The organism is Geodermatophilus sp. SYSU D01180, from assembly GCF_054050415.1.
Genome location: NZ_JBJGZH010000001.1, coordinates 1 through 24,974, shown reverse-complemented (window position 1 = coordinate 24,974; position 24,974 = coordinate 1). Strand labels below are relative to the sequence as shown.

At 76.4% G+C, this 24,974-nt stretch carries 28 protein-coding genes; 10 read left to right on the top strand and 18 right to left on the bottom strand.

Annotated elements, in window-relative coordinates; translation table 11 throughout:
• Window position 1 precedes the first annotated feature (1 nt).
• A complete protein-coding gene (locus tag ACI8AA_RS00140; protein WP_457042495.1) occupies window positions 2-1,561 on the top strand; it encodes a methyl-accepting chemotaxis protein in 1,560 nt (519 codons plus the stop codon).
• Between the two features lie 40 nt (window positions 1,562-1,601).
• On the opposite strand, the gene ACI8AA_RS00135 is transcribed toward ACI8AA_RS00140, so the two are convergent.
• Complete coding sequence (locus tag ACI8AA_RS00135; RefSeq protein WP_457042494.1) at window positions 1,602-1,964, bottom strand: CDGSH iron-sulfur domain-containing protein; 363 nt, start codon at window positions 1,962-1,964, stop codon at window positions 1,602-1,604.
• An 84-nt stretch (window positions 1,965-2,048) separates the two neighbouring features.
• Between ACI8AA_RS00135 and ACI8AA_RS00130 the strand changes: the two genes are divergently transcribed.
• Window positions 2,049-2,699 (top strand): chemotaxis protein CheB, encoded by a 651-nt coding sequence (locus ACI8AA_RS00130; protein ID WP_457042493.1) that lies wholly within the window; start codon window positions 2,049-2,051, stop codon window positions 2,697-2,699.
• A gap of 47 nt (window positions 2,700-2,746) precedes the next feature.
• A complete protein-coding gene (locus ACI8AA_RS00125) occupies window positions 2,747-3,541 on the top strand; it encodes a Crp/Fnr family transcriptional regulator (protein WP_457042492.1) in 795 nt (264 codons plus the stop codon).
• On the opposite strand, the gene ACI8AA_RS00120 is transcribed toward ACI8AA_RS00125, so the two are convergent.
• From ACI8AA_RS00120 to ACI8AA_RS00095, 6 genes are all read right to left on the bottom strand, one after another.
• Window positions 3,523-6,618 (bottom strand): bifunctional [glutamine synthetase] adenylyltransferase/[glutamine synthetase]-adenylyl-L-tyrosine phosphorylase, encoded by a 3,096-nt coding sequence (locus ACI8AA_RS00120; RefSeq protein WP_457042491.1) that lies wholly within the window; start codon window positions 6,616-6,618, stop codon window positions 3,523-3,525. The genes ACI8AA_RS00125 and ACI8AA_RS00120 overlap by 19 nt on opposite strands.
• A 4-nt stretch (window positions 6,619-6,622) precedes the next feature.
• Window positions 6,623-7,363, bottom strand: a complete 741-nt coding sequence (locus ACI8AA_RS00115) for a type 1 glutamine amidotransferase (RefSeq protein WP_457042490.1) — start codon at window positions 7,361-7,363, stop codon at window positions 6,623-6,625.
• An 87-nt stretch (window positions 7,364-7,450) separates the two neighbouring features.
• Entirely contained in the window at window positions 7,451-8,791 is a 1,341-nt protein-coding gene (gene glnA / locus ACI8AA_RS00110; RefSeq protein WP_457042489.1) for a type I glutamate--ammonia ligase, read from the bottom strand.
• Between the two features lie 116 nt (window positions 8,792-8,907).
• Window positions 8,908-10,131 (bottom strand): NAD(P)/FAD-dependent oxidoreductase, encoded by a 1,224-nt coding sequence (locus tag ACI8AA_RS00105; protein ID WP_457042488.1) that lies wholly within the window; start codon window positions 10,129-10,131, stop codon window positions 8,908-8,910.
• 13 nt (window positions 10,132-10,144) lie between these two features.
• Entirely contained in the window at window positions 10,145-10,810 is a 666-nt protein-coding gene (gene folE, locus ACI8AA_RS00100; protein WP_457042487.1) for a GTP cyclohydrolase I FolE, read from the bottom strand.
• Between the two features lie 56 nt (window positions 10,811-10,866).
• Window positions 10,867-11,550, bottom strand: a complete 684-nt coding sequence (locus ACI8AA_RS00095; protein WP_457042486.1) for a helix-turn-helix transcriptional regulator — start codon at window positions 11,548-11,550, stop codon at window positions 10,867-10,869.
• A gap of 122 nt (window positions 11,551-11,672) precedes the next feature.
• On the opposite strand from ACI8AA_RS00095, the gene ACI8AA_RS00090 reads away from it, so the two are divergent.
• On the top strand, window positions 11,673-12,497 hold the full coding sequence (locus ACI8AA_RS00090) for a slipin family protein (protein WP_457042485.1): 825 nt from the start codon (window positions 11,673-11,675) through the stop codon (window positions 12,495-12,497).
• Between the two features lie 3 nt (window positions 12,498-12,500).
• Here the strand turns inward: ACI8AA_RS00090 and ACI8AA_RS00085 are convergent, their stop codons facing one another.
• On the bottom strand, window positions 12,501-12,929 hold the full coding sequence (locus ACI8AA_RS00085; RefSeq protein WP_457042484.1) for a hypothetical protein: 429 nt from the start codon (window positions 12,927-12,929) through the stop codon (window positions 12,501-12,503).
• An 88-nt stretch (window positions 12,930-13,017) separates the two neighbouring features.
• Here ACI8AA_RS00085 and ACI8AA_RS00080 point away from each other — a divergent pair, with 88 nt between their 5' ends.
• A complete protein-coding gene (locus tag ACI8AA_RS00080) occupies window positions 13,018-14,850 on the top strand; it encodes an NAD+ synthase (RefSeq protein WP_457042483.1) in 1,833 nt (610 codons plus the stop codon).
• Complete coding sequence (gene panB, locus ACI8AA_RS00075) at window positions 14,847-15,677, top strand: 3-methyl-2-oxobutanoate hydroxymethyltransferase (protein ID WP_457042482.1); 831 nt, start codon at window positions 14,847-14,849, stop codon at window positions 15,675-15,677. The genes ACI8AA_RS00080 and panB overlap by 4 nt, the downstream gene beginning before the upstream one ends.
• Here panB and ACI8AA_RS00070 read toward each other — a convergent pair whose 3' ends face one another.
• Complete coding sequence (locus tag ACI8AA_RS00070) at window positions 15,678-16,052, bottom strand: DUF2784 domain-containing protein (protein ID WP_457042481.1); 375 nt, start codon at window positions 16,050-16,052, stop codon at window positions 15,678-15,680.
• Window positions 16,053-16,126: 74 nt separating this feature from the next.
• On the opposite strand from ACI8AA_RS00070, the gene ACI8AA_RS00065 reads away from it, so the two are divergent.
• Entirely contained in the window at window positions 16,127-17,236 is a 1,110-nt protein-coding gene (locus tag ACI8AA_RS00065; RefSeq protein ID WP_457042480.1) for a glycosyltransferase, read from the top strand.
• A 6-nt stretch (window positions 17,237-17,242) separates the two neighbouring features.
• On the opposite strand, the gene npdG is transcribed toward ACI8AA_RS00065, so the two are convergent.
• The 3 genes from npdG to ACI8AA_RS00050 all read right to left on the bottom strand — a co-directional run bounded on the left by npdG (window position 17,243) and on the right by ACI8AA_RS00050 (window position 18,773).
• A complete protein-coding gene (gene npdG / locus ACI8AA_RS00060) occupies window positions 17,243-17,944 on the bottom strand; it encodes an NADPH-dependent F420 reductase (RefSeq protein WP_457042479.1) in 702 nt (233 codons plus the stop codon).
• An 87-nt stretch (window positions 17,945-18,031) separates the two neighbouring features.
• Window positions 18,032-18,214 carry a hypothetical protein gene (locus ACI8AA_RS00055; protein ID WP_387989058.1) on the bottom strand — a complete coding sequence of 61 codons (183 nt, stop codon included), beginning with the start codon at window positions 18,212-18,214 and terminating at the stop codon, window positions 18,032-18,034.
• Between the two features lie 88 nt (window positions 18,215-18,302).
• Window positions 18,303-18,773: a cupin domain-containing protein gene (locus ACI8AA_RS00050; protein ID WP_457042478.1), complete on the bottom strand. Its 471-nt coding sequence runs from the start codon at window positions 18,771-18,773 to the stop codon at window positions 18,303-18,305.
• A 73-nt stretch (window positions 18,774-18,846) separates the two neighbouring features.
• On the opposite strand from ACI8AA_RS00050, the gene ACI8AA_RS00045 reads away from it, so the two are divergent.
• Window positions 18,847-20,016, top strand: coding sequence for a GGDEF domain-containing protein (locus ACI8AA_RS00045; protein ID WP_457042477.1), 1,170 nt, complete (start codon window positions 18,847-18,849; stop codon window positions 20,014-20,016).
• Window positions 20,017-20,065: 49 nt separating this feature from the next.
• The gene (locus ACI8AA_RS00040) at window positions 20,066-21,397 is read left to right on the top strand and encodes a M24 family metallopeptidase (protein WP_457042476.1); all 1,332 of its coding nucleotides are present in this window, start codon (window positions 20,066-20,068) and stop codon (window positions 21,395-21,397) included.
• Here ACI8AA_RS00040 and ACI8AA_RS00035 read toward each other — a convergent pair.
• Genes ACI8AA_RS00035 through ACI8AA_RS00010 form a run of 6 tightly spaced genes read right to left on the bottom strand, consistent with a single transcriptional unit; the run spans window position 21,394 to window position 24,398 of the window.
• The gene (locus tag ACI8AA_RS00035) at window positions 21,394-21,819 is read right to left on the bottom strand and encodes a ChaB family protein (protein ID WP_457042475.1); all 426 of its coding nucleotides are present in this window, start codon (window positions 21,817-21,819) and stop codon (window positions 21,394-21,396) included. The genes ACI8AA_RS00040 and ACI8AA_RS00035 overlap by 4 nt on opposite strands.
• A gap of 29 nt (window positions 21,820-21,848) precedes the next feature.
• Window positions 21,849-22,310, bottom strand: coding sequence for a cupin domain-containing protein (locus ACI8AA_RS00030; RefSeq protein WP_457042474.1), 462 nt, complete (start codon window positions 22,308-22,310; stop codon window positions 21,849-21,851).
• 31 nt (window positions 22,311-22,341) lie between these two features.
• Window positions 22,342-22,725: an acyl-CoA thioesterase gene (locus tag ACI8AA_RS00025; protein ID WP_457042982.1), complete on the bottom strand. Its 384-nt coding sequence runs from the start codon at window positions 22,723-22,725 to the stop codon at window positions 22,342-22,344.
• A gap of 26 nt (window positions 22,726-22,751) precedes the next feature.
• Entirely contained in the window at window positions 22,752-22,982 is a 231-nt protein-coding gene (locus ACI8AA_RS00020) for a hypothetical protein (protein WP_456941988.1), read from the bottom strand.
• Between the two features lie 10 nt (window positions 22,983-22,992).
• Window positions 22,993-23,250 carry a DUF2795 domain-containing protein gene (locus ACI8AA_RS00015; RefSeq protein ID WP_457042473.1) on the bottom strand — a complete coding sequence of 86 codons (258 nt, stop codon included), beginning with the start codon at window positions 23,248-23,250 and terminating at the stop codon, window positions 22,993-22,995.
• Window positions 23,251-23,264: 14 nt separating this feature from the next.
• A complete protein-coding gene (locus tag ACI8AA_RS00010; RefSeq protein WP_457042472.1) occupies window positions 23,265-24,398 on the bottom strand; it encodes a baeRF2 domain-containing protein in 1,134 nt (377 codons plus the stop codon).
• Between the two features lie 138 nt (window positions 24,399-24,536).
• Between ACI8AA_RS00010 and ACI8AA_RS00005 the strand changes: the two genes are divergently transcribed.
• Window positions 24,537-24,881 (top strand): hypothetical protein, encoded by a 345-nt coding sequence (locus ACI8AA_RS00005; protein WP_457042471.1) that lies wholly within the window; start codon window positions 24,537-24,539, stop codon window positions 24,879-24,881.
• The last annotated feature ends 93 nt before the right edge of the window (window positions 24,882-24,974 follow it).

Here is a 24,974-nt window from a genome sequence, read left to right as displayed (position 1 = left end):
CATGTGGCGGCGCACCGACCCGGACCCGTCCGGCACGCCGGAGACCACGGCGACGCCCCGGGACGTCGAGACGCTCGAGAAGGTGGTCGAGGCCCTCGACTCCGGCATGACGACGGTGCTCGACGCCCACGTCGCGGTCGTCCGCACCATCGTGGAGACCTGCGGCCTCGGGTACGGCGCGGTCTGGCTGCCCGACGCCACCGGTGCGTTCGCCCTCGCCTGGGAGGGCGGCCCGCTCACCCGGGCCATGTCCGCCACGTGGCCGCGGGACGGCCGGCTGACCGAGTCCGCCGGGATGGGCGGGAAGGCGCTGCGCGAGCGGCAGACCGTCCACCTGACCAGTGCCCCGGCCGGGCGCGGCGGGTGCGTGCGCTGGGAGACCGCCTGGGCCGCCGGCGCGCGGGAGGGCTGCTTCCTCCCCGCCGTCGACGACGGCGCGGTCACCGCCGTGCTGGAGTTCCACAGCGCCACGCCGCTGCCCTTCTCCGGCGTCCGCCGGGAGAAGTGGCGGGCCATCACCCGGCTGCTCGGCCACGCCCGGCGGGCCGCCCTGGCCACCTCCGCGCTGCGCGAGACCCTCGACGACCGCGCCGCCGTCACCACCGTCGTCACCCGGGTCGGCGAGGCCACCGACGAGGCCTCGGCCCTGCGGACGGCGCTGGAGAGCGTGCGCACCTCCTTCGGCTGGGCCTACGGCTCGTTCTGGGCGCTGGACGAGGCGGAGGGCGTGCTGCGCTTCCAGCTCGAGTCCGGCTCGGCCGGCGAGGAGTTCCGCAAGGTCACCCTGGCCGCCAGCTTCGCCGAGGGCGTGGGTCTGTCCGGCCGCGCCTGGAAGCGGCGCGACCTGGTCTTCGTCCGCGACCTCGCGGAGGTGACCGACTGCGTGCGCCGGCCCGCCGCCCTGCGCGCCGGCGTGAAGTCCGGCGTCTGCTTCCCCGTCACCGCCGGGGGCCGGGTGATCGGGACGATGGACTTCTTCGTCACCGAGACCATCGAGCTGTCCGAGTCACGCGCCGACGCGCTGCGCAACGTGCAGCAGCTGGTCAGCCAGCGGCTGGACACCCTGCGCCGGGCCGAGGCCGACGCGCAGCGCTCCCGCGAGCTGCTCGACAGCGTCGACCGGCTGCGCGAGGCGGCCGCCGCGGCCGGGCAGGTCGCCGAGAAGGCCGTCTCCCAGGCCTCGGCCATGACCACCGAGGTCGCCGCGCTCACCGAGGCGTCGACGTCGATCGGCGAGGTCATCCGGATCATCTCCGGCATCGCCGACCAGACCAACCTGCTCGCGCTCAACGCCACCATCGAGGCCGCGCGCGCCGGTGAGCTCGGCCGCGGCTTCGCCGTCGTCGCCAGCGAGGTCAAGGACCTGGCCCGGGAGACCGCGGCCGCCACGCAGCGGGTGTCGGACCAGATCGCCGGCATCCAGTCCAGCAGCGACCAGGTCACCGCCGGCATCCACGCGACCAGCGAGGTCATCGGCCAGCTCGACGCGGTGCAGGCGCGGATCACCGACGTGCTCGAGGAGCAGGTCCGGATGGCCCGCGCGATCGAGTCGGCCCCCTGAGCCGGGGTGCGGGCCGGGCACGGGGGCCGGCCCGCACCCCTCAGTCCGCCCGGCCCTCCGGCCGCCGCGCCCGGCGCAGGATCGCCGCGGCCGGCCGGGGCCGGCTCGGCGCGCTCGGGGCGGAGAAGCCCGAGCGCTTGTGGCTGCCGTCGCAGAACGGCTTGATGCCGGACTTGCCGCAGCGGCACAGCGCCACCGTCCTCCGGCCCGGGTCGATCTCCGCGCCGTCCTGGTCGACCAGCCGGAAGTCGCCGCGCACGATCAGCGGGCCGTCGCGGTAGGGCGTGATGGTGGCGGCGCCCTCGGCGGGCCGGTCGTCGTCGGGCACGTCCTCGTCGGTGGGCAGCTCGTCGGTGGGCAGCTCGTCGATGGGGAGGTCGTCCGCGGGCAGGGCTGAGCTCACCCCGACAGCGTGCCCCGCCGCCGGGTGCGGCACACCCGGCGCGGTCCTGTGTCAGGTGCCGTACACACGCGTAGCCTCGACCGCGTGGTGGACCCGGTCCAGATCGACGCGCCGGCGCCGTTCGGCGTCGTGGTGCTGGCCGCCTCCGCGGGCGGCGTCCGGGCGCTGCGCACGGTCCTCACCGGCCTCCCGCGCGACTTCCCCACGCCGGTGCTGGTGGTCCAGCACCGCGCGGCCGGCACGACCGACCTGCTGGTCCCGCTGCTGCGCGCCGCCGCGGACCTCCCCGTCCGGGCGGCGGCCGCCGGCCCGCTCCGGACCGGCGTGTCGGTGCTCCCGGCCGGCACCACCGGCGTCCTGGCGCCGGAGGGGGACCTGACCCTGGTCGAGCACCCCACGCGGGGCATGGCCGACCGGTTGATGACCAGTGCCGCGGGCGCGTACGGCCCGCGGGTGCTGGCGGCCGTCCTCACCGGCCGGCTCGACGACGGCGCGGCCGGCGTCCGCGCGGTCCGCCGCGCCGGCGGCCGGGTGCTCGCCCAGGACCCGGCCGACGCCGAGGCGCCGGGGATGCCCAGCGCGGCCCTGGCCACCGGCTGCGTGGAGCACGTCCTGCCGCTGCGGCTGGTCGCCCCCGCGCTGGTCGCCTACGCCATGGCGCCGGGCGCCGCCGAGCTGCTCGCCGTACCGTTGCCGCCGTGGGCGCGGCTGGGTGCCGGCGCCCTGCCCGCCTGACGCCCCCCGAGCCCGCGGGGAGCCCCACCCGGCACCGGAGGTGCGCCGTGGCTCCTCCCGACCACGCCGCGACCGGACCCGACCCGCAGCGGACCGGCGCGAAGGACCCGCGGCGCAACCTGGTCCTGCGGGCCCTCCCCGACGACGAGTACGACCGCCTCCTGCCGGCCCTTCAGCCGGTGACGCTGCAGGTCCGCGACCGGATCTACCGCCGCGACGGCGACATCGACGCGGTCTACTTCCCCGTCGACGGCGTGCTGTCGGTCGTCGCGTCGGTCGAGGGCGAGCCGGCCGTCGAGGTGGCCACCATCGGCTACGAGGGCGTCTCCGGCCTGCCGGTGTTCCTGGGGGCAGCGACCAGCCCCCACGACTGCTTCTGCCAGGTGCCCGGCGACGCGCTGTGCATCGCCACGGCCGACCTCCGCCGGTTCCTGTCCGGCGACGGCGCCCTGCACGACCTGCTGCACCGCTACACGCAGGCGATGGTCGTCCAGCTGGCGCAGAACGTGGCCTGCAACCGGTTGCACAGCACCGAGGAGCGCTGCGCCCGCTGGCTGCTGCAGACCCGCGACCGCGTCGGCGCCGACGAGTTCCCGCTCACGCAGGACTTCCTGGGCCAGATGCTCGGCGTGCGCCGGGGCACCGTCTCGCTGGTGGCCGGGCTGCTGCAGCAGGCCGGGCTGATCCGGTACACCCGAGGGCGGATCACGGTGGTCGACCCCGAGCGCCTGCACGAGGCCGCGTGCGACTGCTACGACGTCGTGCAGGCCGAGAGCCGCCGCGTCGGCCTGGTCCCCGAGCCGCCGGACGGCGACCCGGCCGGTCACTCCCCCGGCGACTGACCGTAGAAGACGGCCTCGACCACGGCGCGGGCGTGCCGGGTGGTGCGCCGGTAGTCGTCGAGGAACTGCCCCGGGTCGACGTCGGGGCCGTACCCGCTGGCCCGCGCCACGCCGGCCAGCTCCAGCCCGGGCCGCGGCAGCTGGTCGCCGGGCCGGCCGCGGACGAGGAAGACGGCGTTGCGCGCCCGGGTGGCCAGCTCCCACGCGTCGCGCAGCGACCCGGCCTGCTCGACGGTCAGCAGGCCGTTCCCCGGCAGCTCGGCCAGCGCCCCGACGGTCGAGGGCACCTGCAGCCCGGGGACCGCCGCGGCGTGCTGCAGCTGCAGCAGCTGGACGGTCCACTCGACGTCGGCCAGGCCGCCGCGGCCGAGCTTGGTGTGGGTGGCCGGGTCGGCGCCGCGCGGCAGCCGCTCCCGCTCCACCCGCGCCTTGATCCGGCGGATCTCGGCCACCTGCTCGGCCGACAGCCCGCCCTCGGGGTAGCGCAGCGGGTCGACCAGCTCCACGAAGGCCGCGCCCAGCTCGGGGCTGCCGGCCACCGGCGCCGCGCGCAGCAGTGCCTGCACCTCCCACACCGACACCCAGCGCTCGTAGTACTCGCGGAAGGCGTCCAGGCTGCGCACCAGTGCGCCCTGCCGGCCCTCGGGGCGCAGGTCGGCGTCGACCTCGAAGGCGGGGTCGGGCGCGGGCTCGCCGAGCAGCCGGCGCAGCGTGTGCGCGACCGCGTTGGCCGCCTGCGTCGCCTTCGCGTCGTCGGCACCCGGGCGGGGCCGGTGCACGAACAGCACGTCGGCGTCGGAGCCGTAGCCCATCTCGCCGCCGCCGAGCCGGCCCATGCCGATGACGGCGAGCTCCATCGGCACGTCGGCCGGGTCGATGCCGGCCTCGCGGGCCCACGCGCGCACGGCGACGTCCAGCCCGGCCTGCAGCGTGGCGACGGCGACGTCGGTGAGCGCCTGCCCGACCCGGACGACGTCGAGGAGGCCGAGCAGGTCGGCCGAGGCGATCCGCAGCAGCTCCGCCCGGCGCAGTCCGCGCAGCACGCGGATGCCCGCCTGCGCGTCGGCGGCCCGGCCGGCGGCGGCGCGCCAGGCCCCGGCCAGCGAGGCGGCGCTGCGCGGCTCGAGCTCGTCGTCGGCGGCGAGGATGCGCAGCGCCTCGGGGGTGCGGGTGATCAGCGCGGCCACGTACCGGCTGGACCCCAGCAGCCGGGCCAGCCGCTCGGCCACCTGGCCCTCGTCGCGCAGCAGCCGCAGGTACCACTGGTTGCCGCCGAGGGCCTCGCTGACCTGCCGGTAGGCCAGCAGCCCGGCGTCGGGGTCGGCGCAGTCGGCCAGGGTCTGCAGCACCACCGGCAGCAGGTACTTCTGCATCGACGCCGACCGGGACACCCCGCCGGTGAGCGCGCCCATGTGCCGCAGCGCGCCCTGCGGGTCGGCGAACCCGAGCGCGCGCAGCCAGTCCCCGGCGGCCTTGCTGCCCAGCTGCGCGGCCTCGGCCGGCACCCGCGCCACCGCCGACAGCAGCGGCCGGTAGAAGAGCTTCTCGTGCAGCCGGCGGACCTCGCGGGTGTGCAGCGCCATCTCCGCGCGCAGCACGTCGACGGCGGTGCCGCGGGCGTCGGGCTTGTAGCCCAGCGAGCGGGCCAGCCAGCGCAGCTGCTGCTCGTCGGTGGGCAGCAGGTGGGTGCGCCGCAGGCGCAGCAGCTGCAGCCGGTGCTCGACGGTGCGCAGGAAGCGGTAGGAGGCGATGAGGGTGTCGGCGTCGTCGCGGCCGACGTAGCCCCCGGCCCGCAGCGCGTGCAGCGCCGGCAGCGTGCCGCCGACCCGCAGCCGGACGTCGACCCGGCCGTGCACCAGTTGCAGCAGCTGGACGGCGAACTCGACGTCGCGCAGGCCGCCGCGGCCGAGCTTGATCTCCCGGTCGGCCTGGGCCGGCGGGATGTTGTCCTCCACCCGCCGCCGCATGGCCTGCACCTCGGCGACGAAGCCGGGGCGGTCGCCGGCCTCCCACACCATCGGGAACAGCTCCTCGACGTAGCCGCGGCCGAGGTCGGGGTCGCCGGCCACCGGGCGCATCTTCAGCAGCGCCTGGAACTCCCACGTGCTCGCCCACTGCCGGTAGTACGCGGTGTGGCCGGCCAGGGTGCGGACGAGGGCGCCGGCCCTGCCCTCCGGGCGCAGCGCGGCGTCGACCTCCCAGGCCGCCTCGCGGCAGATCCGCATCAGCGCGGCGGCCACCCGGGTGGCGCTCTGCAGGGCCGGGGCCTCGGGTTCGCTGGGGTCCACCGGCTCGGCGACGAACACGACGTCGACGTCGCTGACGTAGTTGAGCTCCCGCCCGCCGGTCTTGCCGAGCGCGATGACCGCCAGCCGGCAGGCCGCCGCGCCCTCGGGCTGCTCGGCGACGGCGAGCGCGAGGCCGGCGGTGAGCACCGCGGCCGCGACGTCGGCGAGCTCGGCGGCGACGTCCTCGGCCGACAGCCCCTCCCCCAGGTCGCGCCCGGCGAGGTCCAGCACCGCCCGCCGGTAGGCCAGCCGCAGCGCGGCGACCCGCTGCGGCGAGGCGTCCGGCGCGGCCTTCCCGAGCCGGACCCCCCACGGCGGGTCGTCGGGGTCGGCGCCGACGGCGGCGAGCATCTGCCGCTCCAGCGCGTACGCGGCGGGGCGCACCGCGCCGCGGCCGTCGGAGTCGAGGACGGTCCAGTCGCCGGGGTGGGCGGCGAGGTGGTCGGCCAGGCCGGCGCTGGCGCCGAGCACCGACAGCAGCCGGGTGCGCAGCGCGCCCGAGCCGCGCAGCCGGGCGAGCAGGCCCGCGGCCGCCCCGCCGGTCTCGTCGGCTGCGTCCAGGGCCTCGACCAGCCTGGCCAGCGAGCGGAGAGCGAGGTCGGGGTCGCCGGCGCGGGCCAGCGCGGAGACGACCGGGCCGGCCTCGGGGTCGGCGGGCTCGTTGCGGTCGAGGTCCCACAGCCCCAGGGCCGGGTCGGACAGCAGCAGCGCGGCCCTCTCGCCGTCCTCGAAGCCGAAGCGGGCCAGCCGCACGACCGCGCGGCGGGGCACCTCCCGGGATGCGGTCACCGGCTCAGACCGCGGCGCCGCGGCCCGCGCGCACGAGGTCGGCGAAGCGGGCGGCGAACGGCGCCCAGACCTCCTCGAGGTCCGGGTGCACGGCGTCGGTCAGCCGGCAGAGCGTCTCGCGGTCCCACGGGCCGGCCGCGACGCCGACGGTGTCCCGCTCGGCCCACTCGCGGACGATCTCCGGGGCCGTCTCGACGTGGAACTGCAGCCCGTAGACCCGTCGGCCCACCCGGAAGGCCTGGTGGGCGTAGACCGGGCTGCTCGCCAGCAGGGTGGCGCCGGCGGGCAGTTCGCTGATCTCGTCGTGGTGGAACTGGATGACGTCGGGCGTGAGCGGGAGCGGGCCGAACACCGGGTCCCCGGCCGCGGCGTCCCGCTTGGCCACGAGCAGCGCCCCGACCTCCGGACCCTCGATCCCCTCGCGCACCCGCCCGCCGCCGGCCTGCGCCAGCAGCTGGGCGCCCAGGCAGATCGCCAGCGTCGGGGCGTCGTCGGCGAGCGCCTTCGCCAGCAGCGCGCGGACCGGGCCCAGGCCGGTCGTGGCGTCGTCGTCGACGCTGGACTGCGGGCCGCCGGTGACCAGCAGCCCGTCGAAGCCCGTCAGGTCGGCCGGCACCTCGTCGCCGGTGTCGAGGTGCCGCTCGTCGAGCTCGAGGCCGGCGGCGCGCAGCCAGTCCCCCAGCCGCGCGGGCGGGGCGGTGTCGCTGGGGACGACGACGAGCAGGCGGGCGGGGGTCTCCGGCACGGTGCCGAGGTTAGTTCACGGACCTCGTCGCCCCCCGCGCCTCGCCCGCTCGGCACGGGCCCCTGCGACGAGGCCGTTCCCGGCGGTTCACAGGCCGGGAAGGTAGCGCTTGAGCTCGAAGGGCGTCACGTTCTGCCGGTAGGAGTTGAACTCCTCCCACTTGTTGCGGAGGAAGAACTCGAAGACGTGCTCGCCGAGGGTCTCCGCGACCAGCTCGCTGCCCTGCATCGCGGTCAGCGCCTCGCCGAGGGAGACCGGCAGGTCCTCGTAGCCGGCGGCGCGGCGCTCGGTGTCGGTGAGCGACCAGACGTCGTCCTCGGCCTCCGGCGGCAGCTCGTAGCCCTTCTCGATGCCGCGGAGACCGGCGGCCAGCAGCACCGCGAAGGTCAGGTACGGGTTGCACGCGGAGTCCGGCGAGCGGACCTCGATCCGCGCCGACTGGCCCTTGTTCGGCTTGTAGGAGGGCAGCCGCACCAGCGCCGAGCGGTTGGCCCGGCCCCAGGTGGCCGCCGTCGGGGCCTCCGTGCCGGCCAGCAGCCGCCGGTAGGAGTTGACCGTCTGGTTGGTGACGGCGGTGAACTCGCGGGCGTGGGTGAGCAGGCCGGCGATGAACTGGCGCCCGGTGGCCGACAGCCGGATCGGGTCCGACGGGTCGTGGAAGGCGTTGCGGTCGCCCTCGAACAGCGACACGTGGGTGTGCATCGCCGAGCCCGCCAGGTCGGTGAACGGCTTGGGCATGAACGTGGCGTGCACGCCCTGGGCCAGCGCGACCTCCCGGACGACGTGCCGCAGCGTCATCACGTTGTCGGCCATCGACAGGGCGTCGGCGTAGCGCAGGTCGATCTCCTGCTGGCCGGGGGCGACCTCGTGGTGGCTGAACTCCACCGAGATGCCCATCGCCTCGAGCGCGAAGACGGCCTCGCGGCGGAAGTCGTGCGCCACGTTGTGCGTGGACAGGTCGAAGTAGCCGCCGGTGTCGGCCGGCTCCGGCGGCCGCCCGTCGGTGGGCAGGTCCTTGAGCAGGAAGAACTCGACCTCGGGGTGGGTGTAGAAGGTGAAGCCCATGTCGGCGGCCTTGGACAGCGTCCGGCGCAGCACGTGCCGCGGGTCGGCCCACGACGGCGACCCGTCGGGCAGCGTGATGTCGCAGAACATCCGCGCGGTGTCGCTGGGCTGGCCCTTGGTCGCGGGCATCACCTGGAAGGTGGCCGGGTCGGGCTTGGCGAGCATGTCCGACTCGTAGACGCGCGCGAAGCCCTCGATCGCCGAGCCGTCGAAGCCGATCCCCTCGGCGAACGCCGCCTCGATCTCCGCCGGCGCCACGGCGACCGCCTTGAGGTAGCCCGAGACGTCGGTGAACCACAGCCGCACGAAGCGGATGTCGCGTTCCTCCAGGGTGCGCAGGACGAACTCCTGCTGTCGGTCCATGCTGGCCATGATCGGATCCGCTCGTTTCGTCGCCGTGTCGTCCGTGCACAGCCTGCCCGTTCCGGGGGCCGGGCACACCGGTGGGGCGCCCCGTGTCGCCCCCACCGGCCCGCCGGTCAGACGACGAGCGACTCCAGCGGCGCGTCCGGGTCGGCGAGCGCGGCCGCCGGCACCCGCTGACGGCTGCGGACCAGCGCCTGCAGGGGCTCCGTGACGTCCCAGACGTCCACGTTCATCGCCGCGGTGACGCGGCCGTCCGACGTCCAGAAGGCGATGAACCCGCCCTCCTCCGGGTCGCCGCGGCAGACCACCGTGTCCCCGGGCGCACCAAGCCCGGAGTACTCCATCCCCAGGTCGTACTGGTCGGTGAAGAAGTAGGGCACGCGGTCGTGGGAGACGTCCTGGCCGAGCATCGACCGCGCCGCCGCCGGGCCGCCGTGCAGCGCGTTGGCCCAGTGCTCCACGCGGACGTGCCGGCCGTACAGGGGGTGGAACGACGCCGCGACGTCGCCGGCGGCGAACACGTCGGGCGCGGAGGTGCGCAGCGCGTGGTCGGTCACCACGCCGTTGTCCACCTCGAGGCCCGCCGACGCCGCCGGTTGCGTGAGCGGCACGGCGCCGATGCCGACGACGACCAGGTCCGCGCTCAGCCCCACGTCCCGGTCGGTCACCACCGCGGTGACCCGTCCGCCGGCCCCGCGGATCTCGCGCACGGTCGTCCCGGTGAGCAGGTCGACGCCGTGCCGCCGGTGCAGGCGGGCGAAGACCTCCCCCATCCGCGGGCCCAGCACGGCGTGCAGGGGCGTGGGCTGCGGCTCGACGACGGTCACCTCGTTGCCGTGGGAGCGGGCGGCGGCCGCCACCTCCAGCCCGATCCACCCCGCGCCCACGACCACGAGCTGCCGGCCGCCGTCCGCGAGGTCGGCGCGCAGGCGGTCGGCGTCGGCGAGCGTGCGCAGGTACCGGACGCCGTCGAGGTCGGCGCCGGGCACGGGCAGCCTCCGGGCCGAGCACCCGGTGGCCAGCAGCAGCCGCGACCAGGTGAGCTCCTCGCCGGTGTCCAGGGTCAGCCGGTGGCCGCCCGGGTCGAGCCCGACGGCGTGCACGCCGAGCCGCAGGTCGACGTCGTGCTCGCCGTACCAGCCGGGGTCGAGCACCTGCGCCGCCTCCCGGGGCGCGGAGCCGAGCAGGTACCCCTTGGACAGCGGCGGGCGCTCGTAGGGGACCTCGGGCTCGCCCGCGACGACCACGAGCGGTCCGTCGAAGCCCTCGGCGCGCAGGGTCTCGGTCGCCTTGGCGCCGGCGAGGCCACCGCCGACGACCACGAGGGGAGCGTCCACGGGTCCGCTCCCCTCAGGCGGCCGTGCCGGCGAGCGCGGTGCCGGACAGCGCCAGGAACTCCTGCCGCGACCGGGCGTCCTCGCGCAGCACGCCGTGGAGGGCGGAGGTGACCGTGCGGGACCCGGTGGCGCGCACGCCGCGCAGCGACATGCACTGGTGCTCCGCCGCGATGACCACCCCCACGCCCCGGGGCGCGAGGTGGTCCCGCAGCCAGTCGGCGACCTGCTGGGTCAGCCGCTCCTGCACCTGCAGGTCCCGCGCGAAGGACTCGAGCACCCGGGCCAGCTTGGACAGGCCGAGGATCCGCTCGCCCGGCAGGTAGCCGATCGCCGCGACGCCGGTGAACGGCAGCAGGTGGTGCTCGCACAGCGACTGCACGGGGATGCCGGTGGCGACGACCAGCTCGTCGTACCCCCCGTCGTTGGGGAAGGTGGTCAGCTCGAACGGCCGGCCGGTGAGCAGTTCGGCGAGGGCTCCGGCGACCCGGCGCGGGGTCTCGGCCAGGTGCGGCTCGGCGGGGTCCCGGCCGAGCGCCCGCAGCAGCTGCGCGACCGCCTGCTCGGCGGCGGGCAGGTCCACCGCCCCGGTGTCGCGGACGAAGCGGAGAGCCGGGCGGGAGCCGCGGACCGCGGGGTCGGCGGCGGGGGTGCCGGTGCGTCGGATCGCGTGGGTGGTCATGGGACCTCCTCTAAAGTCAACGATGGTTAGGAGTAGAGACCCGGGCCCCCGGTCTGTCAACCGTCGCGCGCACCGTCCAGGCGCACGCAGCACGCGCCGTCCTCCGGCTGCAGACGGGCGGTCAGCCCGCAGGGCCCCACGCCGTCGAGCACGCCCTCGAGCAGCCGCAGGTTCATGCCGCAGACCAGCTCGGTGTGGGCCCGGGCGAGGGTGTGGAACGGGCAGTTGCGGAGGGTGACGGCGTCCCCGGCGGCCCGCGGCTCGTAGCCGTGCGCCTCCAGCACCCGGAGGACGGCGTCCCGCCCGCCGCTCCCGTCGGCGCCGGCGGCGGCGAGCTCCCGCCCGCGGGCGTGCGCCTGCCGGCCGAGGACGGCCGCGGGCCGCTCCCCCGACGCCTCGGCCTCGGTCACGGCCGCGGCGAGCAGCTCACCGGCCAGGTCGTAGTGGCGCTCCGGCAGCGAGACGGCCACCGGGCTCCCCGACCGCCGGTAGAGCTTCGCGGGGCGGCCGGCGCCCGGGCCGCTGCGCCCGGACCGCCGCTCGAAGTGCGCCTCGAGCAGGCCGTCGTCGACGAGCCGGTCGAGGTGGAAGGCGACCGTCGCCCGGGGCACGCCCAGCGCGGCGGCCACCTCGTCCCGGCCGACCGGCTCCGCCTGGCGGACGACGTGGTCGTACAGCCGGCGGCGGGTGGGCTCGGCCAGCGCGGCGACGGCGGCGACCTGGGCCGCACGGGGATCCACCCGGCCACTCTAGAAGCAACGATCGTTCGTCGAACAGTTCCGCGCGGCCGGGTGCGGGCCTACGCTGACTCCCGCGTCACCGGTGCGTCCGCGGCTGGCACCGGGACGCGACGGAGGACGACATGGACGCGATCCTCGTGATCCTGGCGGTCGTGGTGGTGGGTCTGCTCCTCCTGGCCGGGACCAGCGTCCGGGTGGTGACCCAGTACGAGCGCGGGGTGGTGCTCCGGCTGGGGCGGCTGCTCGGGGAGCCCCGGCCGCCGGGCCTGACCCTCATCCGGCCCGGCGTCGACCGGCTGCACAAGGTGAACGTGCAGGTGGTCACCCTGCCGGTCCCCGCTCAGGAGGGCATCACCCGGGACAACGTGACGGTCAAGGTCGACGCGGTCGTCTACTACCGGGTGTTCGACCCGGTGCGGGTCGTCGTCGACGTGCAGAACTACCAGGCGGCGATCGCCCAGGTCGCCCAGGCGTCGCTGCGGTCGATCATCGGCAAGAGCGACCTCGACGACCTGCTCTCCAACCGGGAGCGGCTCAACCAGGGCCTGGAGCTGATGCTGGACTCCCCCGCCGTCGACTGGGGCGTGCACATCGACCGCGTCGACATCAAGGACGTCGCGCTGCCGGAGTCGATGAAGCGGTCGATGTCCCGCCAGGCGGAGGCCGAGCGGGAGCGCCGGTCGCGGGTGATCACCGCCGAGGGCGAGCTGCAGGCCTCGCAGAAGCTCGCGCAGGCCGCCGGTGTCATGGCCGCCCAACCGGCCGCGCTGCAGCTGCGCCTGCTGCAGACGATGGTCGAGGTGGCCGCGGAGAAGAACTCCACGGTCGTCCTGCCGTTCCCGGTGGAGCTGCTGCGCTTCCTCGAGCGGGCGGCGCCGGCCCCCGCCGAGGTGCCCGTGCCGCGGCCGGCGTCGAACGGCGCGGTCGTGCCCGCCGACGGTCGCTGAGGCTCAGCCGCGGACCGGCGCGGCGCCGTCGGGGTCGTCGTCGCGCACCGGCGGGTCGGCGCCCAGCCGGGCGACGTGCTCCGGCGCCGGCTCCGGCAGCGCGGCCGCCCCGGCGGCGGGCCGGGGCCGCGGCCGGCGCGGGACGGACACGCCGGCCCCGCCGCCGCGCCCGCGGTAGACCAGCAGACCGCAGACGGGGTCGGGGACGGCGTCCAGCGCGGCGCGGACGGCGGGCAGCGCGCGGAACCGCTCCAGCGCCTCGTCGTCGGCGAAGGCGACCTCCAGCACGACGCCCCAGCGGGTGTCGTGCCACTCCCAGTACAGGGCGCCCTGGGTGACCGCGGCCTCGACGAGGCCGTCCTCGTGCGCCCGGCGCCAGGTCGACGCCGGCTCTCCCCCGTCGAGCACCTCGACGGTGAGCCACTCGGCCACGGCGGGAACGCTAGGCCCGTCGGCGGGCGGGGTCCACCTCCCCGTCCCCGGTCTGGCCGGTCCGGGGAGCCGGTTGTTGGATGGGACCGTGACGGTGCAGCTGAGAGTCGCGATGGCCCAGGTCGACACCCGCGTCGGCGACCTGGAGGGCAACGCCGCGCTCGTCGTCGAGTGGGCGCGCAGGGCCGCCGGCGACGGCGCACACCTCGTCGTCTTCCCCGAGATGACGCTCACCGGCTACCCCGCCGAGGACCTCGTGCTGCGCGAGTCGTTCGCCCGCGCCAGCGAGCGGGCGCTCACCGACCTCGCCACCGCGCTGGACCGGCAGGGGCTGGGCGGGCTCGCCGTCGTCGTCGGGTACCTGGCCCACACCGAGGGCCCGGCCTCGATCGACACCCCGCCGAGCGACGAGGAGACCCTCGACGACGAGCGGCCCGGCGACGCCAACCCCCGCCGCACCCAGCCCCGCAACGCCGCCGCGCTGCTGCACGGCGGGCGGGTCGCGGCCCGCTACGCCAAGCGGCACCTGCCCAACTACGGCGTGTTCGACGAGGCCCGCTACTTCGTGCCGGGCTCCGAGCTCGCGGTGGTGCGGTTCCGCGGCGCCGACGTCGCGCTGACCATCTGCGAGGACCTCTGGGTCGAGGGCGGGCCCTGCGGCGTGGCCGGGCGGGCCGGCGTCGACCTCGTCGTCTCCCCCAACGCCTCCCCCTACGAGCGGGCCAAGGACGACCTGCGGCTGCCGCTCGTCCGCCGCCGCGCCGCCGAGGCGAACGCGCCGATCGTCTACTGCAACCAGGTCGGCGGGCAGGACGAGCTGGTCTTCGACGGCGACTCGCTGGCCGTCTCCGCCGACGGCGAGCTGCTCGCCCGCGCGCCGCAGTTCGTCGAGCACCTGCTCTGCGTCGACCTCGACCTCGACCCGGGCCGGGTGCCCGAGCGGCGGGAGGGCCGGATCGGGCCGATGACGGTCACCCGCACCGTCCTCTCCGAGGAGCCGGTGCCGGCCTTCGAGCCGCGGCCGGGCTCCGTCGCCGAGCCGCTCTCCGACTGCGAGGAGGTCTGGCGGGCGCTGGTGCTGGGCCTGCGCGACTTCATCGACAAGAACGGCTTCCCGTCGGTGGTCTTCGGCCTGTCCGGCGGCATCGACTCGGCGCTGGTGGCCGCGCTGGCGGTGGACGCGCTCGGCGCCGACCGGGTGCACGCCGTCGCGCTGCCCTCGCGGTGGTCCACGGAGCACTCGCTGGCCGACGCCGAGGACAGCGCCCGGCGGCTGGGCCTGCACTTCTCCACCGTGCCGATCGCGCCGATCGTCGACGCCTTCGAGTCGCAGGTGGAGCTGTCCGGGACGGCGGCGGAGAACCTGCAGGCGCGCATCCGGGGCACGCTGCTCATGGGGCTGTCCAACCAGCACGGCCACCTGCTGCTGGCCACCAGCAACAAGAGCGAGGTCGCCGTCGGCTACTCGACGCTCTACGGCGACGCCGCCGGCGGGTTCGCCCCGATCAAGGACGTGCCCAAGACCCTGGTGTGGGAGCTGGCCCGCTGGCGCAACGCGCACGCCCGCGACCGCGGGGAGACCGAGCCGATCCCGCAGAACTCGATCGACAAGCCGCCGTCGGCGGAGCTGGCGCCCGGCCAGAAGGACAGCGACTCGCTGCCCTCCTACGAGGAGCTCGACGCCGTCATCGCCGACTACGTCGACCGCGACCTCGGGATGGCCGAGCTGCTCGACCGCGGGCACGACCCGGAGGTCGTGGCGCGGGTGCTGCGGCTGGTCGACGTCGCGGAGTTCAAGCGCCGCCAGTCCGCGCCGGGGACGAAGATCAGCCTCAAGGCGTTCGGCCGCGACCGGCGGCTGCCCATCACCAACCGCTGGCGGGAGAGCCTGCCCAGCGTCCGCGAAGGAGCCCAGGCGTGAGCGAGTCGGTGCTGTACGGCGGGACGTCGACCGCCCGGGTGCGCATCCACCACCTGCAGCAGGCCAAGGAGCGCGGCGAGCGGTGGGCGATGCTCACCGCCTACGACACCTACAGCGCGCAGGTGTTCGAGGAGGCCGGCATCCCGGTGATGCTGGTCGGCGACTCGGCCGGCAACGTCGTCCTCGGCCACTCCTCGACCGTGCCGGTCACCGTCGAGGACCTGCTGCTGATGACCAAGGCGGTCACCCGCTCGACGAAGCGGTCGCTGATCGTGGCCGACCTGCCGTTCGGGTCCTACGAGGCCTCGCCGCAGCAGGCGTTCGCCACCTCCGTGCGGATGATGAAGGAGGGCGGCGCGCAGGCGGTCAAGCTCGAGGGCGGGGTGCGGGTGGCGCCGCAGATCCGCATGCTCACCGAGAACGGCATCCCGGTGATGGCGCACGTCGGCTTCACGCCGCAGAGCGAGCACGCCCTCGGCGGGTTCCGGGTGCAGGGCCGCGGCGCCGGCGCCGAGCAGCTGCTGGCCGACGCGCACGCCGTGCAGGAGGCCGGCGCGTTCGCCGTCGTCCTGGAGATGGTGCCCGCGGCGATCGCCGCCCAGGTGACGAAGGAGCTGTCCATCCCGACGGTCGGCATCGGCGCCGGGCCCGACTGCGACGCCCAGGTGCTGGTGTGGCCGGACATGGCCGGGCTCAACGGCGGCCGGGTGCCGAAGTTCGTGAAGAAGTACGCCGACCTGCGGGCCGAGCTGCTGCGCGCGGCCCGCGAGTACGCCGACGAGGTGCACAGCGGCGTCTTCCCCGGCCCGGAGCACTCCTTCGACTGATCAGGCCCGGCGGCTCCCGGCCGTGCGCCGGGCCCGCGCCAGCAGCAGCCCGTAGCCGACGGCGTTGAGGCCCAGCGCGACGGCGTAGGTGCCGGCCCGGACGCCGGCCGAGCGCACGTCCAGGCCGAGCGGGCCGAAGAGCACGTGGCCCAGGAAGCCGCCGTCGTAGGGCGCGGCGCCGGCCCGCTCCCGCAGCGCGAGCTCCAGAGTGGTGAGCGGGCACGGCGCGCCGGCCAGGTTGACCGCCAGGACGCCGAGCGCCACCGGGGCGTGCAGCCACGCCAGCCGCGGCCACCGGAGCGCGAGCAGCGCGCCGGTGAGCATGAACAGGACGACGGCCGCGTGCAGGACCGCCACCGCGCTCGCGAGCAGCACGGCCCCATCCTCGCCGCCGGCCGCGCGCGGCGGAACGCCTTCCGCACCGCGGCGGCCGGGGCCAGCCTGACCGCATGCGCGTGCTGGTCGTCGCCTCCCCGCTGACCGGCCACGTCCTGCCGCTGGTCCCGCTGGCCCTGGCCCTGCGCGACGCCGGCGCCGAGGTGGTCGTGGCCACGGCCGGGGACGCGGTCGCGAGCTGCCCGCCGGAGCTGTCCCCGGTCGACGTCGCGCCCGGCCTGCGGCTGGGCCCGCTGTTCGGGCGGGTCATGCTGCGCCGGCCCCGGCTGGCCCGCCGCGAGCTGGCCGGGCGGGGCGGGACCGAGGCGGTCGGGCTGCTGTTCGGCACGCTCAGCGCCCGGACGGCCGACGGCGTCCTCGCCGCGGCCGGCCGGCACCGTCCCGACCTGGTGGTGCACGAGTCGCTGGCCCCGGCCGGGGTCGAGGCCGCCGCCCGGCAGGGCGTGCCGTCGGTGCTGGTGGAGGGCAACCTGTTCGACGCGGAGCGGCTGCTGGCCGCGGCGCTGGGGACCCACCGCACCGCCCGGGGGCTCGGGGCGCTGCCGCCGCCGCGGCAGGTGCTCACCTCGTCCCCCCCGAGCGTGGTCGGCCCGCGCCCCGGCACGCCGGTGCGCTTCGTCCCGTGGACGCCGGACCGCCCCGTCGCCCCGGAGTTCACCCGCCCCGGCGACCGGCCGCGGGTGCTGGTCAGCCGCAGCACCGTGGCCACCCCCGGCCCGGACCGGCTCATGCGCGACGCCGCGGCCGCCGCGGCGGGCACCGGCCTCGACGTCGTCCTGGTCCGGCCCGACCGCCGGGCCACCCGGCGGCCGCTGCCGCCGGAGGTGCGGACGGCGGACTGGCTGCCGTTCCCGCGGGTGGTGCCGGCCGCCGCCGGGGTGGTGCACCACGGCGGCGCGGGCACCGTCCTGACCGCGCTGGCCGCGGGCGTGCCGCAGCTCGTGGTCCGCGGCGCCGGCGACCGCCGCACCAACGCCGACCTGGTGGCCGCGCGCGGCGCCGGTCTCGCCGTCGACCCGGGCGGGATCACCCCGGCGCTGCTGGAGCGGCTGGTCACCGACCCCGCCCTGGCCGCAGCCGCCCGCGACGTGGCCGCCGAGATCGCGGCGATGCCCGCCCCGGCCGACGTCGTCCCGGACCTGCTGGCGCCGACCGGGCGGTGAGCGGGCTCAGACGTCGGTGACGCGGACGCCGGCGTGCGCCTTGTACCGGCGGTTGACCGAGACCAGGTTGATCGTCAGCGCCTCGACCTGGCGGGCGTTGCGCAGCCGGCCGGCGTAGATCCCGCGCATCCCGGGCAGCCGCCCGGCCAGCGCCTGCACCTGGTCGGTGGCCGCCCGCACGTCGCCGACGACCATGACGTCGCCGTCGAGGGTGGGCCTCGACAGGTCCTCGAGCAGCACCGCCGACAAGTGGTGGAACGCGCCGACGACGTGCGAGTCCGGCAGCAGCGCCGCCGCCTGCTGGGTCACGCTGCCCTCCTCGACGTCGAGCACGTAGGCGCCCAGCTCGTCGAAGCCCATCGGCACCACGCAGTCGACGACGACCTTCCCGGCCAGCGGCGCGGCGAGCTCGGCGAGCGTGGCGGCGTGCCCGGCGTAGGGGACGGCGACGATCACCAGGTCGGCCGCACCCGCGACGTCGAGGTTCGACCCGCCCTGCACCGAGACCTCGCCCCCGCCGGCGGCCGCGGCGCGCTCGGCGACCTGCGCGGCCACCTCGCGGGCGCGGTCGGCGTCGCGGGACCCGAGCAGCACCCGCTGCCCGACGGCGGCCAGCCGGACGGCGAGCCCGCGCCCCTGCGGGCCGGTCCCGCCCAGCACCCCGACGACCAGCTCCTCGACGGGACGGCTCTCCGCTGCGGTGGTCACGCTGCCTCCTCCCGGGCACCGGCGGGTCCGGCGCACCGGGCCCGATCATGCCGGGCCGGTCGGGAGCGCCCGGTCAGCAGGGGCCGGTCAGCGGCCCTCCCACTCCCGGTCCTCCTGGTCCAGGCGCTCGTTGCGCTCGGCCACCGACTGCAGCGCGTGCTCGGCCTCCTCACGCGTGGCGTAGGGCCCGAGGCGGTGCCGCTCGGCGCAGCCGTCCCGGGTCTCCACGGTGTGGTGCTTCAGGCAGTAGAACCACGGTCCCTCGGCCACGTGCGCCTCCTGTCAGCCGGTCCCCGCGTGGTGGGGACACCCGATCACGACATGCCCGGAAACGGGGCCGCCACGCTCGCCGCGGTCGTCACTCCTCGACCATCACCTGGTCGTGCCGCGCGTAGAAGGCGGTCATCTCCTCGGGGGACGGCCGGCGGCCGGTGCGGCGCATCTCCGCCATCTCCGCGAAGAACGTCTCCCGCGCGATGCCCGGGGTGAACAGGATGAGGAAGGACGCCGGCTCGTCGGAGTCGTTGCGGAAGCCGTGCACGCCCCGCTCGTGGGCCAGCACGAAGTCCCCGGGCCGGTACGGCTGCCACCGCCCGTTCGCGTAGAGCGTGAGCTCGCCGGAGAGCACGTAGAAGGACTCGGAGAACGTCTGGTGGTAGTGCGGCGCCGCGCCCGCCGAGCGCGGGCCGAGCCGGTACTCGACCAGCCCGAACCGACCGGCGGTGGCCGCGCCCGGGGCCACCATGCGCAGCGCGGCCGCGCCGGCCTCGGCGAGCGGGTGGTCGGCCAGCGGGCGGACGTCGACGAGGCCGGGGTCCGGGTGCGACATGCGGGCAGCCTGCCAGCGACGGCGCCGCGCCGCAGGTCTCCCGCTGCGCCGCCCCGTGCGGCATCCTGCGCCGGTGACCTCCGCCCGGCCACCCGACCCCGACGCCCCGACGCCGGACGACGTGCTCGGGCCCGGCGGTCCCGAGAACCGGGTCGCCGCGCTGCTGCTCGCCGTCCTGCTCGTCGTCGGCGGCCTCACGGGCCTGGTCAACCTGGCCCTCGACGGCGTCGTCCGCGAGGGCGCCACGGGCGTGACCTACGGCGCCACCATGGCCGCCTGCGTGCTCGCCGCGGTGCCGCTGATCGTGCGCCGCCGCGTCGGGCTGTGGCAGACCTTCGGCCTGGTGCTGCTCGGCGACCTCGTCTACGTCGTCGTCGCGCTGTGCATCGAGGACCCCGTCCGCTACGCGACACCGCTGATGCTGCTGTTCCCCTCGGTGGTGGCCGCGTGGTTCCTGCGGCCGTGGATGCTCGGCGTGCACATGGCGGTCACGCCGGCCGCCGTCGCGGTGGCGGTGCAGCACAGCTACGCGAGCACGGTGGGGTTCGCCGTCCAGGTGGCCGTCTCCGCGGGGATGCTCGACCTCGTGGCGGTCGGCGTGCACCTGCTGCGCCGCCGCGAGCGGCGGCTGCTGGCGGCCACCGAGGCGCAGTCGCGGCGCGACCCGCTCACCGGGCTGGCCAACCGCCGGCACCTGGTCGAGGAGGCCTCCCGGATCTGGCGGCAGGCCCGCCGCGAGGGGCAGCGGGTCGCCGCGATGGTCATCGACCTCGACCACTTCAAGCAGGTCAACGACCGGCACGGGCACGCCGCCGGCGACACCGTGCTGCAGTCCGTCGCCGAGGCGCTGGCCGACACCGTGCGGCCCAGCGACGTGCTCGCCCGCATCGGCGGGGAGGAGCTGGTGGTCCTGGGCCTGGTCGGCGACCCCGGCGAGGCCGCCCACCTGGCCGAGCGGCTCCGGCTCGCGGTGCGCGCCACCCGGGAGCGGCACGGGCACGCGGTGACCGCCTCGATCGGCGTCGCGCTGACCCGGCCGGCCGACGGCGAGGACGCCCCCGGCGCGCTGTGGCGGCTGGTCGACCGGGCCGACGCGGCCATGTACCGGGCCAAGCAGGCCGGCCGGGACCGGGTGGCCACCGTCGCGCCGCCGCGGCCGCGGCCCACCCCGCCCGACGAGCGGCTCGACCCGCCGACCGTCCCGGGCGCCGCGCGGCCCGGAGCGGCGCCCACCGGGGCCTGACCTCCCGTTCCACCGGGTGGGCGCGGCGGTTCTCTGCTTCCCTGTCCCCATGACGCTGGTCGTCCCGGACCCGACGCGGACGGTGCCGTTGCCGCGGCGCGAGCAGGCCGACGTCCGCGACCGGTGGCTGACCCAGCGGCTGCTCGACCTCCTGCCCGGCCTGATGGACCGCGCCGGCATCGACCTGTGGCTGCTCGTCGGCCGCGAGGGCAGGGAGGACCCGGTGCTGCCGACCCTGCTGCCGGCCAGCTGGCTGTCGGCCCGGCGGCTGGTCGTCCTGGTCCTGCACCGCAGCGACGACGGCGTCACGCCGGTCGCGGTCTCCCGCTACCCGGTCGGCCAGTTCCTGCCCGGCTGGGTCCCCGGCGACGACGGTGACGGAGGCGACGACCCCGACGACGAGGACGCCCAGTGGGCCGCGGTGCGGCGGATCGTCGCCCAGGCCGGGCCGCGGCGGATCGGCGTCGACGTCTCGGCCGGCTGCCCGCTGGCCGACGGGCTGTCGGTGGCCGAGCACCAGCGGCTCACCGCGGCGCTCGGCGACCTCGCCGGCCGGCTGGTGTCCGCCGAGGACCTCGCCGTCGGCTGGCTGGAGACCCGGCTGCCGGAGGAGGTCGCCGCCCTCGACGCCCTGGCCCGGTACACCGACCGGGTGCTGGCCGAGGTCCTCTCCCCCGCCGTGCTGGTCCCCGGCGTCAGCACGGCGGCGGACCTGGCGTGGGAGGTGCACGAGCGGATGGCCGGCCGGGGCGTGCCGCCGTGGTTCCACCCCGGGGTCACCGTGCAGCGGGCCGGCGTGCCGCTGCTCCCCGACGGCGGGGTCGAGCTGCCGGCCGTGCCGCAGGACGCCGTCCTGGAGCCCGGCGACCTGGTGACCTGCGACGCCGGGCTGAGCAGCCTGGGCCTGGCCACCGACCTGCAGCGCAGCGTCTACCTGCTGCGCCCCGGGGAGGACGGCCCGCCGGCGGGGCTGCGGCGGGCGTGGGCGGCGGGGCGCCGCGCGCAGGAGCTCACCGCCGCGGCGCTGGTCCCGGGCCGGACCGGCAACGAGGCGCTCGCCGCCGCCCGGGCCGCGCTGGCCGCCGAGGGGCTGGAGGCCGACGTCTACTCCCACCCGGTGGGCGTGCACGGGCACGGCGCCGGGCCGGTGGTCGGCCGGTGGGACGACCAGCGGGGCGTGCCCGGCGAGGGCGACCGCGTGCTGCACCCGGACACCGTGTTCGCCCTGGAGCTCGCCGTCCGGGCAACGGTGGCCGAGTGGGGCGGCCAGTGCCTGCGGCTGGCGCTGGAGGAGGAGGTCGTCCTCACGGCCACGGGGACCTCGGAGCTGGGCACCCCGCAGCGCGAGCTGTGGACCGTCCCGGCGGGCTGGGGCGCCTAGCTCTCGCGGGCCCTCGCCGTCGCCCGGTCGCTGGCCTTCCGGATCGCGTCGACCAGCTCGTCCTTGGTCATCGACGAGCGGCCGTGGACGTCGAGGCGCTTCGCGAGGTCCATGAGGTGGTCCTTGGTGGCGTTGGCGTCGACGCCGCCCTTGGTCTCCCGGTCGGTGCCGGCGCCGCCCTCGGCCTGGGGGTCGCTCGGGCCCTTGTGGTCCTTGGGCTCCCAGTGGTCGCCGACCTTCTCGTGGGTGTGCTTGACCGCCGCCCACGCCACCCGGTTGGCCCGCTGCTCGTCGCCGTCGTAGTTCTCGACGGCGGAGTCGTGGGCCTTGGCGAAGGTGCGCTGCGCCTTCTCGTCCGAGCGCTGCAGGGTGCTGGGGATCTCGTCGGCCTTCGCGTCCCCGCTCTTCGTCGTCTTGGGCATGCCGGCGCAGGTACCCGCAGGTGGGGCGGTCAGTCGTCGGGGCCGAGCCAGGTGACGCCGTGCTCCCGGGAGGCCCGCTGGTAGGCCTCGTCGAACGAGCCGCCGGTCGCGCTGGCCTCGGCGAGGGTGCGGAAGAAGCCCTCGAAGCCGGCCGGGGAGGTCATGCAGAGCAGCCGGCCCTCGCCCGGCACCACCCGCCGGTGGGAGTGCGGGACGCCGCGCGGGAGGAACAGCGTCCCGCCCGGGCCGACGGCGAACTCCCGCTCGCCGCACACGAAGACGTGCTCGCCCTCGATCACGTAGTACATCTCGTCGGTGTCCCGGTGCACGTGCCGGGAGGTGTCCAGGAGCGGGGTCTGCTCCTCGAGCAGGGTGAAGGCCCCGGCCGTGGTGTCCGCGGACGCTCGGACGACGATCGTCGTCCCCCAGAAGAGCAGCCGCTCCCCGCCGTCGTGGTCCCGGGCGAAGGGCGGCGCGGCGGTCTCGGCCATGACGGGACGCTACGCCGGGGAGCGGCCGGCGTCAGCGGTCCGCGGCGTCCCCCGGCCGGGCGACCAGCCAGCGCGACCAGTGCGCCCGCTGGTCCTCGGTCAGGGGCGCCGAGGCGTCGGCGGCGTAGTCGAAGTTGACCAGCACCATCTCCGCCCGCAGGGCCACCTGCCCGTCCTGGGTGAGCTCCTGGCACATGCCGATCGAGCTGCGGCCCAGCCGGGTGATCGACGTCGACACCGTCAGGTGCTCGCCGATCCGGTAGTGCACCTGGCGCAGGTAGTCGACCTCCAGCCGGGCGAGGATGATCTCCCCGCCCGGCGTGGGGTCGACCATGGCCAGCCGGGCGTCCTCGAGCAGGCCGAGGACGCGGGCGTGGTTGACGTGCCCGTAGACGTCGGTGTCCGACCAGCGCAGCTGGACCGGGTGCTCGTGCCGCTCGCTCAGGGCAGGTCCGCCGTCTCCGCCGACTGGCGGTGGGCGCCCTGGGCGTCGTCCGGGTCGGGGTGCACGGTGCGCTCCTCCGACTCGGCGAGGATCACCTCGGCGGCCACCTCCTCCATGCCGCTGCCCTTCATGCCGGCCTCCTCGGGGAGCAGGTCGGCGCGGGTCTCGACGTTGTGCTCGGTGACGTTGGCGAGCGCCTCCGGGCTGGGTTCCTTCTGCGTGACCACGCGGACCTCCTCAGAAGCGCTGCTGCTCGGTGCCGATGCCCAGCGCCCGGGCGACGTCCTGGACGTTCTCGAACGTCTGCCCGGCGGGGAGCCGGCGCAGGTCGGCGAGCACGCGGTCCTCCGCGTTGGACTCCTCGGCGCGGGCCAGGAGCGCATCGCGGTCGGCCGGCCACACCTCCTTGCCGAGCGTCTCGGCGATCGCGGCGCGGCGGTCGACGTCGGCCGGGCTGGTGCCGGCCGGGGTGCCCTCCTGGTGCGGGTCGCTCATCGGGTCAGCCTCCGTCACTGCGGGGTCGGGGTGGAGTCGTCGGTGTAGCGGAGGATCGCCGCGACCGGGATGTCGCCGGGCATGGCGGCCCGCGGCACGACGACGACGCCGGCGGTGCTCGCCACGGCGGCGGCCAGCAGCGCGCGCTCGGCGGGGACCGACTGCGCGTCCTGCACGCCGAGGGCGTCCATGTCGGCCTGGTCGAGGCCGAGCTCCAGCGGCGAGGCGCCCACGAGCAGCTGCTCGTCGTCGGCGGGGTCGGCGAGGACGAGCGTCTCCACCTGCGCCTTGCGCAGCGCCTCGACGACGTTCGCCGTCCCGGTGACGGCCAGGCCGTGGGCGCCGGCGGAGCTGATCTTCTCGACGGCGTCGGCCTCGTCCCGCGCCTCGTGCTCGGCGACCAGCTCGGCGGCCTTCTGCTCGACCGGCTCGCGGTCGGCGCCGGCGGCCCGGCCGCCCTCGTCGATGGACACGACCAGGTCCGACCACAGCCCGCTGGCCCGGTCGGTGAGGATCTGCCGGGCGCGCACGTCGCCGGCGAGCAGCACGAACCGCGGCCGGTGGCGCCGGACGACCGAGGCGACGTGCTCGGCGACGTCGTCGGCGTTGTGGACCCACTTGTTCTCGGCGTTGTGCTGGTACCGGTGGTGGGCCCAGCCGCCGCCCTGGAACTTGCGGATCTGGAAGGTGTCGCCCTTCACCGTCTCCTCCTCCTCGGCCTGGCCGGGGAGGCTCGCGACGGTGAGGTCCGCGCCGGTGCGGTCGGTGAGGACGACGACGTGCGGCACGCGCCCGGGCAGCGCGCGCAGCACCGGCAGCAGGTCCGGCGTGGGCGACCACTCGGCGAGCTCCTGGCGCGGCACGTCGGCGAGCTGGGAGTCGAACACGACGGTGCCGTCGGCGGCGACGACGACCGCGCGGCCGCGGATGGTGCCCGCCTCGCCGCCGTCGTTGCCCTCCAGCAGCCGGCCGCGGACCGCCTCGACGACCGCCTCCGGCGCGCCCTGCTCGGCGAGCCTCTCGGCGACCGCGCGGACGCGGAGGTCGAGCTCGGTGTCGGCGTTCTCGGTGGTGTGCGTGACGTCGGCGGTCACGGTGGCGAAGGGACCTGCGGCCTGGAAGACCGGTGCCAGGAAGGACACGTCCATGGGGTGGGGACCACTTCCTCAGTGCTGATCGGTGGCGGTTCGGCGCCCGCTGCGGGACGCGCTCCGCTCGCCGCCTACCCACCGGCCCGAGTGCCACACACCGTGTCGGATCCGGGAGGCGCGGGTAGGCGGTCCCGCATGACCGAGCACGACCAGCTGCCGCTGCCCGACTACGACCACCTGCCGGTGGAGGGACTGATCTCGCGCATCCGCACGCTGGACGCCACCGGCCTGCAGACCGTGCTCGACTACGAGCGCGCCCACGCCGACCGGCTGCAGGTGGTCACCGCCATGGAGAACCGGCTGCGGTCGCTGCACGAGGGCGCCCAGCCCTCCGGCGGCGACCCGGCGTCCGCGGGTGCCGACGACCCGGTGCACGCCTCCGCGGGCTCCAAGGTGTCCGAGGCCACGACCGGCCCGGCGATGAACCCGCCGTCGCAGGGCGACCCGACCAACCCGGCCCAGCCCCGCTCGACCGGCTGACCTCCCTCCGACACGACGGCGGGGGGGGGGGGGGCCCCGCGGGGGGGGGGGGGGGGGGGGGGCGGCGCGGCGGGGGGGGTGGGGTGTTGGGGG